The following is a 15,155-nucleotide window of genomic DNA, read 5'->3' on the forward strand; positions in this document are numbered from 1 at the left end:
CGGATGATTCGTGCAGCAGGATTGGCGCTAGCGGGATTCCTGACGGCGTCACCCGCCACGCAGTCGCAGGTGATCGGTGTCGCGGACGAAACCGCCACGTCGCACAAACTCTCTGGTCCGGACACGATCGAAGTCGACAAAGCCGATGAGGCTGGCTTGAGCGGGACGAGGATCGATGTGACGGTTTCGCCTGACGGCGACGTGACCGACGCCCATATTTCCTACGACGGGGACAAACAGCCCGGTTCAGCGGCATTGCTGGCTGCGGCGCGGCGATGGAAATTCCGCCCGTTCACTTATGCCGGACGGCCGGTGGTCGCCATTGCCAGGATCGAAATCGAGCCGCGTTTGAAACCGATCTGGGCGAAGCCCGACGCTCCTTTGCCAGCGATCGACTATGCGCATCTGAAGATCGAACTGACACGGTCGGCCTGTTACGGTTCGTGTCCCGACTACAAGGTCTCGATCGACGGTGCCGGCAATGTGGTGTTCTCGACCAGTGAGGCGCCCGCCGACCCGGTATCGGGCGTGCATCGTGAATTCTCCTTCGGCCGCCCTGGCGTACTGGGGGGGGGTGCGCATCGCGCGAAAATCGACCGAGCGACGCTCGACGCGCTGATCGCGCAGTTCCGTGACGCGCATTTCTTCGGGCTGAAGAAGGAGTATTTCTATTCGGTCACCGACAATCCCACGCAGGTCGTTCGTTTCGCCAGCGGTTCGAGCGAGATGACGGTCACCGACTATGTCGGAACTGCCGCCGGGCTGCCGCCCGCCGCCAAAGCCCTCGAACAAGCAATCGACGACGCTGCGGGCACAGCTCGTTGGGTGTCGGGCAATGGCGAGACGCTGGCTGCGTTGAAAGCAGAGGGTTTTGACCCGGCGGACGATCAGGCGGCGGAGCTTGCGATCGAAGCACTGGGCGCCGGGAGCGATCAGGTCGTGGTCGACCTGATCGCCGCAGGTTTGCCACTCGACCGACCCTACAAACCCAAGGCGCAGGGTGCGGTCGCCGCGCCGCTGGGTTCGACTTTGTTGGTGGAAGCCGTTTCACGCGGACATGCGATCGCCGCGCGCGCACTCCTCGATCGCGGTTGGGCGGCGAAAACAGATCGTAACGCTTTGCGCAGTGCCTTCGTCAACGGAGGCGGTGGATGCGACGTTGCGGTCGCCCGCGCACTGGTCGACGCCGGAGTGGATCCGAAGGCCAGGTTGTCGTCGCCCACGTCACCCAGCGGAGCCGGTGCCGACGGGACGTTATCGGCGGCACTCGCAGACGCCGAATCGGCGATCGGCCCGCCGGTGCCGGGCGTGCTTGCGATCGCCGTCGATCAATATGCTGTATGCCGAGATGAACTGGCCGCTCGCCAGGATCTAGTTCGTGGATTGATCGCGCTCGGCGTCGACGTCAACGCCCGCGGCGGCGACGGCAAGAACGCTCTATTCGGGCTCGAAAGCCCGGTTCTGGTCGACATCCTCCTGGCCGCCGGCGCCCGCGCCGACGTTAAGGACAGAAAGGGGCTGTCGCCCGCCTTCAGTAGCTGGACCGACGAAATCGTATTGCGCCTGCTCGATGCCGGCGCCGACCCGTCTGGCAACGAGGACGGCAAGTCGCTGCGTCAGATTGCGGTCGAGCACCAAATGCCCGGCACGCTCGCCTGGCTCGACGCGCACGGGATCAAATAGCGGCAGCAGCTCAGCTATGCAGGAAGTGCATCACGTCGCCGTCCTGGACGACATACGCCTTGCCCTCGGCGCGGAGCTTGCCCGCCTCTCGCGCGCGGCTCTCGCCGCCGAGCGCGACGTAGTCGTCGTACGCGATCGTCTCGGCGCGGATGAAGCCCTTTTCGAAATCGGTGTGGATTTCGCCTGCTGCTTCGGGCGCGGTGGCGCCGGTATGGACGGTCCAGGCGCGCGCTTCCTTCGGCCCGACGGTGAAGAAAGTGAGGAGGTGGAGCAACTTGTACCCGGCACGGATGACGCGGGCGAGGCCGGTTTCCTCCAGCCCTAGCTCGGCCAGGAACTCGCCGCGATCCTCGGCGGGCATGGTCGCGATTTCGGCCTCGATCGCGGCGGAGACGATCACTGCCTCGGCACCCTCGGCCTTGGCCTTTTCGAACACGCGCGCCGAATGCGCGTTGCCATGCGCCGCATTGGCCTCCTCGACATTGCAGACATAGAGGACCGGCTTGGCGGTCAGCAATTGCGCCTGCGCAAACACCCTGGCTTCCTCGGCATCCCTGGGCTGGGTCAGTCGTGCCGGCTTGCCGTCGCGTAGCAGATCGAGCGCTTGCCCGAGCACGCTCGCCGCGATCTTCGCTTCCTTGTCGCCCTGCGCTGCCTTCTTGGCGAAATTGGGTACCCGTTTTTCCAGGCTCTCGAGGTCGGAGAGCATCAATTCGGTCTCGACCGTCTCGGCATCGGCGATCGGGTCGATCTTGCCCTCGACATGCGTGACGTCCCCGTCCTCGAAACAACGCAGCACATGGACGACCGCGTCGACTTCGCGGATATTGCCGAGGAACTGGTTGCCCAACCCTTCGCCCTTCGACGCGCCGCGGACCAGTCCGGCAATGTCGACAAAGGCGAGCTGGGTCTCGATGATCTTGGCCGAGCCGGCGATGGCCGCGAGCTTGTCCAGCCGCGGATCGGGTACCGCAACGTTCCCAACGTTCGGCTCGATCGTGCAGAACGGATAGTTCGCCGCCTGCGCCGCCGCCGTCTGGGTCAGCGCGTTGAACAAGGTCGACTTGCCGACATTGGGAAGGCCGACAATGCCGCAACGGAAACCCATGTAATTCGTCCTCAAGCTTTCGGGGGAAGGCCCGGCGCCTACTCGCCCGGCCACGCGCTGGCAAGGATTGGGCGATCTACGTGAGCACGAGCAACGGCCCGAGCGCTTGCTCGGACCGCTGCTGGCTTATTTAGGTCGAGAGATCCTAGTGCTTGTGATCGCCGCCGCGGCCATTTCCACCACCGCCCCTCGGCGCGGCCGGAGCGGCAGCGCGTGGCGGCGGTGCAGGGCGAGCCATTTGCGGCGCTGGCCGGGCCATTTGCGGCGCGCGCGGCTGGAAGGCCGGCCGGTTCATTTGCGGTGTCGGGCGCATTCCGCCATTGCCGCCACCGCCGAACCGCGGTGCCTGCGGCCGAGGCGCTGCGATTTGCGGTTGCGGGCGCGGAGCCTGGAAGCGCGGACGATCGTTGCCGCCGTTGACGCGCGGCTGGAAGCGCGGCGCCGCGGCGCGCGGCTCGGGACGCGACATAGCCATTTGAGGACGCTGGCTACCGCGGCCGGCCTGGGGCTGCGGCCTGGGCGTCACTGCACGCGGCTGCGGCTGGGGCTGCGCGCGGAAGCGCGGGCCGTTGCCCCGCATCCCATGGTCGTCGCGCATAGTCGCGAGCTGGGCGCGGTTGGGATTGCCCTGGGGCCCCGCAATGCGTGGCGAACTAGGCTGCGCCTGCGGCCGTGGCGCAAAGCGGCCGGCGGCGGCGTTGCCCTGCGGTTCGCGAATCGCACGCATTGGTCCCGTGCCCGGACGCTGTTGCTCGCGGGCAGCGATGATCGCCTGGCGGCGCGGGTCGTTGGCTTGCGGCGCGGCGACGTTCGCCGGCCGGTTGCCCGGTTCGATCCGCTGGCGATTGCCGAACAATGCCTGCGGTACGTTGGGCGTGCCACGATTAGGTTGGGCATTGGCGGCGAAGCGCTCGCGATCGTCCCTGGCCGGCAGGAACCGCTTCTGGTCGCGCGCCCAGCTTGCCGAGGTCCAGGTCGCGGGAATGGCGCGGGGGGGCGGCGGGCTGCGGAACGAATCGCTGCGCCATGCCGCGAAACGGCGGGCGTCGGCCTGACGGCGGACGCCTTCCTCGCGCCAGTAATTGGCCTGGGTCGGGCTCACGCGGCTGCTGTAATCGCGCCATTGCGGCTGACGCTCGCGGACCATCGACCAACGCGCTTGCGCAGCGGAAATGGCGTCGCTGCGCGCTGCCCAATTGGCAGCACTGACCGCACGCCGATCGCCGTGTCGCGATGCCATGTACAGATCGCGCCCACGCGACAGATAGCGCCCGGCATAGTCAAGCCGCGCGCCATAATCGTTATACGGCACGACCGCGCCATAGCTGTCATAGACGACCGCCAATTGGCCATTGTCATAACCATAGCCATAATAGGGATCGCGGACGAAATAGGGTTCGTCGGCGCCCGGGCGGTAATAATAATAGCGATAGCCGTCATCGACCGGCTCGAGAAACACGACCGACTGGTCATAGCCTTCCCACGCCCAGGGATCGACGCCGTCATAGTCGAAATAATAATCCGGCGGCGCGTCGTTCAGAACATCCTGATAGTCATAGGCCGCGTCGGCATAGCCGTAATAGTCGCGCTGATTGGCGACGCGGACGGTCCGCACGGGCTTGGCTTCTGGAAGTGCTGCGACTTCGGGCGCGGTCGGCCAGGCGGTCGACGGACTCGCGTCGAGCGGCAAGGTCGCGGGAAGCGCCGGCGGGGTCGCCGCCATCATCTGCTGATCACTACCCTTGCCGCAGGCCGACAGCGCGGCGGCGAGCGCGATGGTCGCGGCGGTCGCAAGCCTGCGGTGACGAAAAATCATGTGGTTCACGGCGTCATACTCCTCGATGTCCACCCGAACGGACAAGAATACCGCCGCGTTCATTAATCAGCGCTGGCCCGGCGGTTCATCGGGGAGTCGGGTCACGTTCCGAACGTGACATGGCCCTCTGCGTCGATCGGCCAGGCGGGGTTGTGGGCGATTTCCCAGACATGATTGTCGGGGTCGGCGACATAGCCGCGAAAGCCGCCATGGGGTGGCGCGTCGGGCTGGCGCAAGACTGTCCCGCCGTGCGCGGCCAGACGATCGACCAGCGGCGCGACATCGGCCTCGTGCGCGACATTGTGCGCCAGCGACATTGCGTGGAAGCCGCTATCGGCGTCGCGCCGCATGTCAGCGGCGAGTCGGTCCTTCAGCCACAGACCGAGCATCAATCCGTTCATCTGGAAGAACAGGATCTCGTCTGACTCGAACACCGGCTTCCAGCCGAATCCGTCGTCGTAGAAGCGCCTTGAGCGCGCCAGGTCACCGACGCCAAGCGTGACCACCGATATCTGTTGCTGCGCCATATCTGGCTCAAACGCGTCACTTTGCGCATGTCTCCGGGCGTGGGCCAATCACTTCTGCCGATCGGCAAAAAAAAAGCGCGATATTGATGTGTTGCGTCCGGACCAAGGGCGTGACACTCTCCATGAATGAAGCGCCGGCCGGGGGGAAACGGGCGGTGTTTCGAGGGGATGTTCGATGGTCATCAGGGCGATCTGCGCCGGTTTCTTGATCGGCGCGCTGGCGTGCACATTTCAGCCGGCGCACGCCCGTAACACCCAACCGGCAGCGCAGAAGTCCGCACCGAAAGTCGTGGCGCGGATCAGGATCGGATTGCTGCCCACCAGGTCACCCCGACTGGGGCCGCAGATCGTCTATCGCGGCGGCTATACGCCGCTGGACGAGATGGTCCGTCCCCGCTTCGTCGGCGGCATGATCGATCTCTACCCGACCGAGCGATCGGGCGTCCGGCTGTCGGTCGGCACGCGCTATTTCGCGCGGCCCAATTTCTGGATCGCGGCCGAACAGGCGACCGGCGGCATTCTCTACGACCCGCACATGACTCGTGGCGGCCGCAGCTTGTCGCGCGGGTTCCGGCGCTCCACGCCGGCCATTACCTTGGGCTATGATCGCGAGGTATCGAAGGGGTTCGTCCTGGGCCTTGAAGGCGGCGCGCTCAGCGATCGCGCGATCATGCCGACGCGGCCGAGCCGCTGGAGCGCCGCTGGCGTGCGCGACGGCGGATTCGGCCTCAACCCCGTTGCGACGGCGTCCGCGCGGTTCGCTTTCTGATCAGTTCTTCAGGCCGATGCCGCCGACCGGCTCGGTTTCCGCTCCCGAATCGAAGCCCGCGATCAGCGGCCGTGCCTTGGCGATCGCTGCCTGGACCCGCGGCAGTTTCAGCGAGGCGTCGTGATGCTCCTTGCTGTCCCATGCCTCGGTGATCCAGATCGCGTCGGGGTCCTTCGCGTCTTTGGCGACGATATAGCTTAAGCAGCCGGGCATGCCGCCCGAGCTTTCGAGCAGTAGCGCGAGCAAATCGTCGCGCTTGCCCGGCTGTGCCTTCGTTCGCCCCAGCATGCCGTACATCTTTGTTCCTTCCGCGCTCAGGGCGGCGCCCGGCAACATCGTCGCCGCGGCGGTTACGCCCAGCATCGTGCGTCGATCGATCGTCATACGGGCAGTCTAGTCTCTGTTTCAGCAAAGTTGAAACGGTTGCGGTGCCGGCCGCTCCCCCACCCGGCCGCCCAACAGCGTATTCTATGGGCGGCCGGGTGGAGGAGCGGGCTGGCACCGATACAGCGCAGCTGAAAACGACTCTATCGCGCGATCAGCGATAGTTGAAGCTGATGCTGATCCGGTCCTGTTTCGCGGCGTTGGGCATCACTTCGTGGCGCAGCCAGCTTTCCCACAGGAACACGCTGCCCTCGCTCGGCTCGGCATAGACGAACGTCCCCGGGCGCGACGGCGCCGCCATCATCAGCGGCAGGCGCGGATCCTCGAGCTTGAGCGCGCCCGATCCCGGCGGCACCGCGACATAGACCGTGCCCGACACGATCGAATGCGGGTGGATATGCCCCGAATGCGTACCGCCGGGTTTGAGGACGTTGACCCACAAACTGTCGAGCTTGAGCTTCTTGCCGAGCTCGAAGCCGCAATGCTTGGCGAAGGCGGCGACATGGCGGTCGAGCAGCTTGACCAGATCGCCAAAGCGCGGGTCCCTGAGCGGCAGGTCGTTGAGCGAGGCGTAGGAAGTATAGCCGCGATAGCCATGCTCCTTCGACCAGCCGCGCCCGGCGCGGTCCTGCTCGGCGAGATCGCGACAGGCGTCGGCGAGCTCGGCGATCAACGCATCGTCGCCGAGCGGGGCGTCGTAGAAGCGGGTGGCGAAGAGATCGCGGCTGGTCACGCGGCCGGGCGAAGCACGCAGCGCGCGACGATGCAAGCGTCTATCGGTTGGCCGCGGCTGTCGTGGCGGCCGCGGGCGGGACACCGGCCGACGCCGTCATCAGCATACCACCGATCAGCAGGCCGCTTACCAGCGCACTCAGCACAAACGCAGGCTTCACGACTCGCTCTCCCAAGGCAGTGAGCGGCGAGATAGGCGAGCAATCCTGACTGATATTGGATGGATTCGACGGCGAGCTAGCGAACGTCGTTTCCTAGTCTTGCAACCGCAACGCCAGGTCGTTCACCAACCGAGCGTCGTCGCCCTTGGCCAGCCAGTCGGCCTCGGCGGCCAGCGCGCCGAGCAGGTCGGTCAGCGGCTCGATCTCACTTTTGGCATAATTCCCAAGCACATGACCGGTTACGCGGTCCTTGTGGCCGGGATGACCGATGCCGATCCTGACGCGACGAAAGGCGTCGCCGATATGCTGGATGGTCGATCGGATGCCGTTATGTCCGGCAGCACCGCCGCCGCGCTTCACCCGTACCTTGAACGGATCGAGGTCGAGCTCGTCATAGAACACCGTCACGTCCTCGGGCTCGAGCTTGTAGAAGCGCATCGCCTCGCCGACCGAGCGGCCGCTGTCGTTCATGAAGGTCGCCGGCTTGAGCAGCAGGATTTTGTCCGACCCGATCCGCCCTTCCTGCGTCCAGCCCTGGAATTGCTTCTTGACCGGGCCAAAGCCGTGCACCTCGGCGATCGCGTCGACCGCCATGAAGCCGACATTGTGCCGGTGCATCGCATATTGCGCGCCGGGATTTCCGAGACCGACCCAGAGTTGCATGAAATATCCCTAGACGCGAAAGGGGCGCCCGATCCAGTGGATCGCGGCGCCCCAATCAATTCGGCAGTAAAGGCAGATGCTTACTCGGCGTCGCCTTCCTTGGCATCGCCATCGGCGGCGGCTTCCTCGGCCTCGGCTTCAGCCTCGACTTCGGCGGCATGCTCGGCCGATGCTTCCTCGGCCAGCGCGGCTTCTTCAGCCGCCTGCTCGACCGCTTCGGACTTCAGCGCCGACGGCGCCACGATCGTGGCAATGGTGAAGTCGCGATCGTCGATCGCCGAGGTCGCGCCCTTGGGCAGCTTGACGTTCGAGATGTGGATCGCATCGCCGACGTCGAGGCCCGCGAGCGAGATCCGGATCTCGCTCGGGATGTCGGCGGAATCGACCACCAGTTCGAGATCGTGACGGACGATGTTCAGCACGCCGCCAATCTTGATGCCCTTCGATTCTTCCTCGTCGACGAACACGACGGGCACGTTGACGTGAACCGTGGTGTGCGCGCCGATGCGCAGGAAGTCGACATGGATCGGACGATCGGTGACGACGTCGAACGCGACGTCCTTGGGCAAGGTCCGCGTGGGCTTGCCGTCCACGTCGATCATCACGACGGAATTCATGAAATGCCCGGTCATCAGCTGGCGGACCAGCTCCTTCTCTTCCACGTGGATCGAGAGGGGGTCCTGCTTGTTGCCGTAGATAACGGCGGGCACGCGGCCATTGCGGCGCAGATCACGTGAGGCTCCCTTGCCTCCACGGTCGCGCGTCTCGGCGGCGAGCGTCATTTGGTCGCTCATGGTAATCTCCGATATGCGGTTTGCTTGGATTTCCGCACACGCCTCCAGGGATGACCATGAACGGAAGCGCGCGCCTGTAGCCGGAAGGGGCGGGGAGTGCAAGCATAGGTTCTTGTGCGGGTTCGTTTGAGTTTGTCCGCGCGAACCCGTATCGCCGCCCTCAGGGCCGCCCTATGGCGGTCGAAACATGGAGGAAAAGATGGCCGGCCCGCAGGATAAAGCATGGAGCGAAGGCTATGCCGCTGGCAAGCGGGGCAGGCCGGAAAGAGTGTCGCCCTATAAAAAGGGCGCCTTCATGCTCGCCTGGCAGCAAGGTTGGCAGAATGGCGTCAAGGCTAGGGACGACAAGGACAGCTAGGTTGAGAATGGCGTTATTATACAGCGACGAGAACAACTTGCACCGCTATCTGGCGGAGTTTTATTTTCGCTACAGCTTCCGCGTCGCGCTTGACTATAACGACAGCGACCGCGTCGACGATCAGCTCAAGGGCATCGTTGGCAAGCGTCTCACCTACCGAACAGCTAGTGGAGCGCGGGCGTAATGCCAGAAAAGAAAACCCGGCAAAGTCCAAAGGAGCAGCGCGAGCATTTCAAGCGCGAGGCGCAAAAGCTGATCGACGCTGGAAAACTACGCCCTACCGATGGTGCCGCTGACATGGATCGCGCGCTGCGTCCGGTGCTGAAGAATAGCGCCGATAATGGCCGCGAGGGCGGCTAGCTCACTCAGCACCTATCCTGTTTGATGGGTACGCGTTGTATAATATCGCCGTTGAGAATCCAAATAGGCCGTTATTCTTGAAGCGATCCGTTTCCAAGCTCGTCATCACCGCGAAAGCGCGGATGACGACGGGAATATAAGGCCCCAACCTAGCGGCCACGGACGACAAGCGATGTCCGGTCACTCGATCCGCTCGACCTTCAATCCGCGCGCGGCGAGCATTTTGGGCAGCGCATAGGGGCCCGCCATATGGCCCAGCCCGACCGCGACCAGCGCCGTTCCCGGCTGCTTCATCCGTGCGGCGATCCATCGCGACCAGTAAACATTGGGCTGGCCGACGAGTTTCCCCTCGAGCGGCGTGCACTCGGCCGTCTTCTCGAGCGACGCCATATCGCCCGTCGTCCAGGCCTTCAATGTTTCCCCATAATTCTCTTTTCCTTCGAGAATGTTTCCCAGCATTTTCCTTTGGTCGGATTCGGGCAGGTTGTCGAGTTGGGCGAGTTGGTCTTTTGCGTGATAGAATGCCAGGCGCGTTTTCCCTGCCGAGGAGAATGCACTCCAAAGTTGCGCTTCTACACCGTTGCGGGTGTCGGCGCCGCTGGCGATCGCGTCACCGGCCGCGAGCGTGGTTGCCAATGCCCAGTCTTTATAGCTGTCCAGCGTTTCTCGTGATGCTCCCGATCGCGCGATCATCTCCTCCAGGACAGGGCGTTTCCCCGGGGAAACACGATCGGCGGCTGGCTTGAGTCCGACGCCTGTCGCGATCGCGCGGAAGTCGGTTTGCTCGTCGGGCGAGCTTTCGAGCACCAGGGTATCGGACTCGGCGATCGCGCGTTCGACTATTGGCGTCCGCCAGCGGACGTTCGCTGGGAGCAGGTGGATGCTGCCGAGCAGATAGATAGTCGTGTCGCCATCGCTGACTCGCCACATCGCCGGGCGCGCCTCGACCGGCGGCTTACCGCACCCGGCGAGCGCCAGCAGAACGGCGCCGAGCGCGGCAAGGCGCTGGCGCCCGCGTGTCATCGGTAGGCGACCCGTTTCGCCTTTATATTCAACACCTTGAGTTGATCGATCACGCTCTTGTCGCCGGCCAGATGACCGGCGCCGACCGCAATGAACACGGTGCCGGGCTTACCAAGCCGCGCCTTGATCCACTGTGCCCAGCGCGCGTTGCGGTCAAACAACAGCGTCTTGGCGAGCTCCGGCGAATCGTCGAGGCCGTCATTCATATACTTGGCCAACGCGTCGGGATCGCCGCGCGACCAGGCGGAGACCATGCCGTCCATCGTCTCAGCGGTCTTGGGCAGCTCCTTCAGGGTCGATTCGAGGAACGCTAATTGCACCTTGTCGGGGAGGCCGGCGAGGTAGCCGATCTGTTGCTCAGGCGTTTCCAGCCCCTCGATCGCCTTCTTCTCGGTGGCGGCAGCCGCCGTCAGTACGGTTTCCGGCCCACTCTTGGGATCGTAGCCAAGCTTCATCAGCGGCAGCAGCGACAGATTGGTGGCAGCAAACCACGGCTGGGCGCGATCGAACGCCGCCGGCGGAATGCCCAGCGAGTTCATGGCATTGAGATAGCTGCCGCGATCGGCTTCCGGCAGGCGCTCGATCAAGGTCGGGCCATTGAGGCTATATGCCTTGCTCAAGATGATGTTCTGCATCGTTGCCTGGTCGGGCTGGACCATTTCGAGCACCAGCTCATCGCTCGAATCGAACGCCTTCTTCACGCCGTCATCGAACCACGATAGGCCGGGCTTGAGCACGTGGATCGTCCCGAACAGGTAGATCGTCGTGTCCTTGTCCTTGACCACCCATAAAGCGGGGTCGGCATCGACCTTCGCAGCAGCGGGCGCAGTGGTCGGAGCCGGGGTTGGAGAAGGAGCATTTGACGCCGCGGTTTGCGCGACGGCCATGCCAGCCGCAGTCAAGCCGAGTAAAAACAACAACTTACGCAGCATATCGATCCTTCTTGGCCCCGCGCCCTCGCGCAATGTCTGTAATAGGTAGTCACCCCACGATGACCAAGGGCTTTACCGGTTCAGAACTTTTGGTCCCATTGACCGCTTTCCCCCCATGCGCCAAAGGCCCGGGCCAAGTTCTACCGCATCTGCGAAGGTATCCGTGAGCACTCCGCTGAGTTTCCAGCGCATGATCCTGACGCTCCATGATTATTGGAGCCAGCACGGCTGTCTGATCCTCCAGCCGTACGACATGCGGATGGGCGCGGGGACGTTCCACACCGCCACGACGCTGCGTGCGCTCGGGCCGGACCCGTGGAACGCCGCGTTCGTCCAGCCGTGCCGTCGCCCGACCGACGGCCGCTATGGCGAGAACCCCAACCGGCTGCAGCATTATTACCAATATCAGGTGATCCTGAAGCCGAGCCCGCCCGATCTCCAGGATCTCTATCTCGGCAGCCTCGCCGCGATCGGCATCGACTTCACCCGCCACGATATCCGTTTCGTCGAGGACGATTGGGAATCGCCGACGCTCGGTGCCTGGGGCTTGGGCTGGGAAGTGTGGTGCGACGGGATGGAAGTGACCCAGTTCACCTATTTCCAGCAAATGGGCGGATTCGACTGCAAGCCGGTCGCGGGGGAGCTGACTTATGGGCTCGAGCGACTGGCGACCTATATCCAGAACAAGGACAGCGTGTACGACCTCGCCTATAACGATGCGGTCGGCAACACGCCGCAGCTGACTTATGGCGACGTGTTCCACGAGAATGAGGTCGAGATGTCGACCTGGAATTTCGAGGTCGCCGACACCGAGACCTTGTTCGACCTGTTCCGCAAGGCCGCGGCCGAGTGCGAGAATTGCCTCAATCACAAGCTGCCGATCCCGGCTTATGAGCAGGCGATCGAGGCGAGCCACATCTTCAACCTGTTGAACGCGCGCGGCGTGATCTCGGTTGCCGAACGCCAAGCGTATATCGGGCGGGTTCGCGACCTGGCGAAGGGATCGTGCCAGGCGTGGATGGAGAAAAATGGGTGGGCGGCGTGATGGCGGCTACCAAAAATCCTCCCCGGGACGGGGAGGGGGACCACGCGAAGCGTGGTGGAGGGGGCGCGCCAAATCTACGTCGCCCAGAAGTTTATGAGGCCCGCGCCGCACGCCGCAAGATGAGCTTGCCTGAAGTGCTGCTCTGGCAACGCCTCAAAGGTTCACCGCAAGGCATTGCGTTCCGTAAACAACATCCGATCGGCGCCTACCGCCTAGATTTCTATTGCCCAGCTGCCAAGCTAGTAGTGGAAGTCGATGGCGCGGCGCATGACATGGGCGACCGTCTCGAGCGCGATGCCGAACGGACGAAGACTTTGGAAGCTAAGGGCTATCGAGTAATCCGTATCGCCGCGGCCGATGTTCTGCGTGATGCCGACGAAGCCGCCCAATCGATCGTGTCGTTTGCGGCCCGCCCCCTCCACCGCGCCTCCGGCGCGGTCCCCCTCCCCGTAAACGGGGAGGATTTGGCGTGACCGATTTCCTCCTCGAACTCCGCTCGGAGGAGATCCCTGCCCGCATGCAGGACAAGGCGCGCGACGACCTCGCGCGGCTGTTCACTGCCGAGCTCGATAAAGCCGGCCTGCGCGCAGATGCCATCGTCACTTTCGCGACGCCGCGCCGGCTTGCACTGATCGCACGCGATTTGCCCGAAGCGACCGAGGCGGTCAGCGAGGAGATCAAGGGCCCGCGCGCCGGCGCCCCACCCCAGGCGCTCGAAGGCTTCCTGCGCAAGACCGGCCTCACCGCCGATCAATTGGTCGAGCGCGACGGTGTGCTCTTCGCGGTGATCGACAAGCCCGGCCGCGACACCGCGGAGGTGCTGGCCGAGGCGATCCCCGCGATCGTCCGCGCTTTCCCCTGGCCCAAGTCGATGCGCTGGGGCGAGGCGTCGTCCTCGACCGAAAGCCTGCGCTGGGTGCGCCCGCTCCATGGCATCGTCGCGTTGCTCGGCGACCAGATCGTGCCGATCGAGATCGCCGGCGTGCAATCGGGCGCCGTGACGCTTGGCCACCGCTTCCACCATCCGGGGCAAATCACGATCGGTTCGGCGGCGGATTATGCCGAAAAGCTTCACGCCTGCCATGTCATCGTCGACCAGGACGAGCGCCGCGCGATCATCCGCGACAAGGCGATCGCATTGGCCGACGCCGCCGGGCTCGAGCTGATCGAGGACGAAGGTCTGGTCGCCGAGAATGCCGGGCTGACCGAATGGCCGGTGCCGCTGCTCGGCCGCTTCGACGAGGATTTCCTCGGCGTGCCGCCCGAGGTGATCCAGCTCACCGCGCGGGTGAACCAGAAGTATTTCGTCTGCCGCGACAAGGGTGGCAAGCTGGCCAATGCGTTTGTCTGCACCGCCAATATCGACGCGGCCGATGGCGGCGCGAAGATCGTCGATGGCAACCGAAAGGTGCTCGCCGCGCGGCTGAGCGATGCGCGGTTCTTCTATGAGACGGACTTGAAGGTGCCGTTGGAGGAGCAGGCCAGGAAGCTCGAGAAGATCGTCTTCCATGAGAAACTGGGGACGGTCGCCGATAAGGTCGAGCGTATCGCGAAGCTGGCGCGGTGGTTTGTCGAGGAAGGGATCGTCGCCCCGGCGAAGGCCGGGGCCGTCGGGTTGTCTGGCGACGACGGTGCCTCAAACGCAGCGGCCCTGGCCTCCGCCGGGGCGACGGACTTGGCCGACCAGGCCGAACGCGCCGCGCGTCTGGCCAAGGCCGATCTCGTCACCGGCATGGTCGGCGAGTTCCCCGAGCTTCAGGGCCTGATGGGCGGCTATTACGCCGCGGCGCAGGGCGAGGCTCCGGCGGTCGCCGAGGCGATCCGAGATCACTACAAGCCGGTCGGGCAGGGCGATGACGTGCCGACTGCGCCGGTGACGGTGGCGGTGTCGCTGGCGGATAAGATCGACAGCCTGTTCCAGTTCTTCCTGATCGATGAGCGGCCCACGGGCTCCAAGGATCCGTTCGCCCTTCGCCGGGCGGCGCTAGCAGTCGCTGCACTGATCCTATCAAACGGCCTTCGGTTTCGGCTTCGCGACTTGCTGGAATGCTGCGGTGACGAAGAAAATCGCCTGAACGGCCCACAGGCCGGGGCTGCGTGGGAGACCAGGTTCGGGGTCACCCGCGATGAGTTGCTGGAAGGCTTCGAAAAGGGCGCCGACTTCAACTATCCCGATTTCGTTGAGGGATTGGCGTTCGGTATGCTCCTGAAACGGGCTGATCAGGGCGTGCCAGCCTTCCTGATCGACCGTCTCAAAGTCCAGCAGCGTGAGGCCGGCGTCCGCCACGACCTGATCGACGCGGTGTTCGCGCTCGGTGGCGAGGACGATCTCGTCCGCCTGCTCGCGCGCGTTCATGCATTGCAATCGTTCGTCACCACCGAGGACGGCGCCAACCTCCTCGCTGGGTACAAGCGTGCGGCGAATATCCTGAAGAAGGAAGATTACGTCGCCCCGGCGAAGGCCGGGGCCGCTGGGTTGTCTGGCGAAGACGGTAGCTCGAACGCAGCGACCCCGGCCTCCGCCGGGGCGACGCTCTCTTACACCCCCGAACCCGCCGAAGCCGACCTCATCGCCGCGCTCGACGCCGCCGGACCCGCCGCGGCCGACGCCGTGGCGAACGAAGATTTCGAAGCCGCGATGGCCGCGCTCGCGACGTTGCGTGCGCCGATCGACGCGTTCTTCGACGCGGTCACCGTCAACGACGCCGATCACGCCAAACGCGCCGCTCGCCTCGCGCTGCTCGCCCGGGTGCGCGATGCGGTGCATAGTGTCGCCGATTTCTCCAAGATCGAGGGATGA

The 15,155-nt window shown here is 64.6% G+C and carries 16 protein-coding genes and 1 pseudogene; 8 read left to right on the plus strand and 9 right to left on the minus strand.

The features are described from left to right. The first annotated feature begins 3 nt into the window (after positions 1-3). Positions 4-1,683 carry a DUF6438 domain-containing protein gene (locus AC1DQQ_RS18060; protein ID WP_478046179.1) on the plus strand — a complete coding sequence of 560 codons (1,680 nt, stop codon included), beginning with the start codon at positions 4-6 and terminating at the stop codon, positions 1,681-1,683. A 10-nt stretch (positions 1,684-1,693) separates the two neighbouring features. Here AC1DQQ_RS18060 and ychF read toward each other — a convergent pair whose 3' ends face one another. The 3 genes from ychF to AC1DQQ_RS18075 form a co-directional block, all read right to left on the minus strand. Then, positions 1,694-2,791: a redox-regulated ATPase YchF gene (gene ychF, locus AC1DQQ_RS18065; protein WP_478033059.1), complete on the minus strand. Its 1,098-nt coding sequence runs from the start codon at positions 2,789-2,791 to the stop codon at positions 1,694-1,696. Between the two features lie 145 nt (positions 2,792-2,936). Next, positions 2,937-4,616 carry a hypothetical protein gene (locus AC1DQQ_RS18070; RefSeq protein ID WP_478033057.1) on the minus strand — a complete coding sequence of 560 codons (1,680 nt, stop codon included), beginning with the start codon at positions 4,614-4,616 and terminating at the stop codon, positions 2,937-2,939. Positions 4,617-4,708: 92 nt separating this feature from the next. After that, complete coding sequence (locus AC1DQQ_RS18075) at positions 4,709-5,134, minus strand: VOC family protein (protein WP_478033055.1); 426 nt, start codon at positions 5,132-5,134, stop codon at positions 4,709-4,711. 175 nt (positions 5,135-5,309) lie between these two features. Here AC1DQQ_RS18075 and AC1DQQ_RS18080 point away from each other — a divergent pair, with 175 nt between their 5' ends. Further along, complete coding sequence (locus AC1DQQ_RS18080) at positions 5,310-5,903, plus strand: hypothetical protein (protein WP_478033054.1); 594 nt, start codon at positions 5,310-5,312, stop codon at positions 5,901-5,903. On the opposite strand, the gene AC1DQQ_RS18085 is transcribed toward AC1DQQ_RS18080, so the two are convergent. The 4 genes from AC1DQQ_RS18085 to AC1DQQ_RS18100 all read right to left on the minus strand — a co-directional run bounded on the left by AC1DQQ_RS18085 (position 5,904) and on the right by AC1DQQ_RS18100 (position 8,637). After that, a complete protein-coding gene (locus AC1DQQ_RS18085) occupies positions 5,904-6,287 on the minus strand; it encodes a putative quinol monooxygenase (RefSeq protein ID WP_478046181.1) in 384 nt (127 codons plus the stop codon). It lies immediately after the preceding gene. A gap of 154 nt (positions 6,288-6,441) precedes the next feature. Then, entirely contained in the window at positions 6,442-7,020 is a 579-nt protein-coding gene (locus AC1DQQ_RS18090) for a TIGR02466 family protein (RefSeq protein WP_478033127.1), read from the minus strand. A 253-nt stretch (positions 7,021-7,273) separates the two neighbouring features. Then, positions 7,274-7,843, minus strand: coding sequence for an aminoacyl-tRNA hydrolase (pth, locus tag AC1DQQ_RS18095; protein ID WP_478033052.1), 570 nt, complete (start codon positions 7,841-7,843; stop codon positions 7,274-7,276). An 80-nt stretch (positions 7,844-7,923) separates the two neighbouring features. Next, the gene (locus AC1DQQ_RS18100) at positions 7,924-8,637 is read right to left on the minus strand and encodes a 50S ribosomal protein L25/general stress protein Ctc (protein ID WP_478046182.1); all 714 of its coding nucleotides are present in this window, start codon (positions 8,635-8,637) and stop codon (positions 7,924-7,926) included. A 199-nt stretch (positions 8,638-8,836) separates the two neighbouring features. Between AC1DQQ_RS18100 and AC1DQQ_RS18105 the strand changes: the two genes are divergently transcribed. The 3 genes and pseudogenes from AC1DQQ_RS18105 (at position 8,837) to AC1DQQ_RS18115 (ending at position 9,355) form a co-directional block, all read left to right on the plus strand. Beyond that, complete coding sequence (locus AC1DQQ_RS18105; RefSeq protein ID WP_478046184.1) at positions 8,837-8,995, plus strand: ribosome modulation factor; 159 nt, start codon at positions 8,837-8,839, stop codon at positions 8,993-8,995. 28 nt (positions 8,996-9,023) lie between these two features. Next, a pseudogene (locus tag AC1DQQ_RS18110) lies at positions 9,024-9,179 on the plus strand (IS1595 family transposase); the annotation flags it as partial. Beyond that, positions 9,179-9,355 (plus strand): hypothetical protein, encoded by a 177-nt coding sequence (locus AC1DQQ_RS18115; protein ID WP_478041188.1) that lies wholly within the window; start codon positions 9,179-9,181, stop codon positions 9,353-9,355. The pseudogene AC1DQQ_RS18110 and the gene AC1DQQ_RS18115, both read left to right, overlap by 1 nt. A 180-nt stretch (positions 9,356-9,535) precedes the next feature. On the opposite strand, the gene AC1DQQ_RS18120 is transcribed toward AC1DQQ_RS18115, so the two are convergent. After that, positions 9,536-10,378, minus strand: a complete 843-nt coding sequence (locus tag AC1DQQ_RS18120; protein WP_478046186.1) for a TraB/GumN family protein — start codon at positions 10,376-10,378, stop codon at positions 9,536-9,538. Next, positions 10,375-11,265, minus strand: coding sequence for a TraB/GumN family protein (locus AC1DQQ_RS18125; RefSeq protein WP_478041186.1), 891 nt, complete (start codon positions 11,263-11,265; stop codon positions 10,375-10,377). The genes AC1DQQ_RS18120 and AC1DQQ_RS18125 overlap by 4 nt, the downstream gene beginning before the upstream one ends. 235 nt (positions 11,266-11,500) lie before the next feature. Here AC1DQQ_RS18125 and AC1DQQ_RS18130 point away from each other — a divergent pair, with 235 nt between their 5' ends. From AC1DQQ_RS18130 to glyS, 3 genes are read left to right on the plus strand one after another with little or no spacing between them, the layout of a single operon-like run. After that, a complete protein-coding gene (locus AC1DQQ_RS18130; protein WP_478046320.1) occupies positions 11,501-12,355 on the plus strand; it encodes a glycine--tRNA ligase subunit alpha in 855 nt (284 codons plus the stop codon). After that, positions 12,343-12,828: an endonuclease domain-containing protein gene (locus AC1DQQ_RS18135; protein WP_478046188.1), complete on the plus strand. Its 486-nt coding sequence runs from the start codon at positions 12,343-12,345 to the stop codon at positions 12,826-12,828. Before AC1DQQ_RS18130 ends, AC1DQQ_RS18135 begins: the two co-directional genes overlap by 13 nt. Beyond that, a complete protein-coding gene (gene glyS, locus AC1DQQ_RS18140) occupies positions 12,825-15,155 on the plus strand; it encodes a glycine--tRNA ligase subunit beta (protein ID WP_478046190.1) in 2,331 nt (776 codons plus the stop codon). The genes AC1DQQ_RS18135 and glyS overlap by 4 nt, the downstream gene beginning before the upstream one ends.

This window comes from Sphingomonas sp. P4_G3, assembly GCF_056401105.1.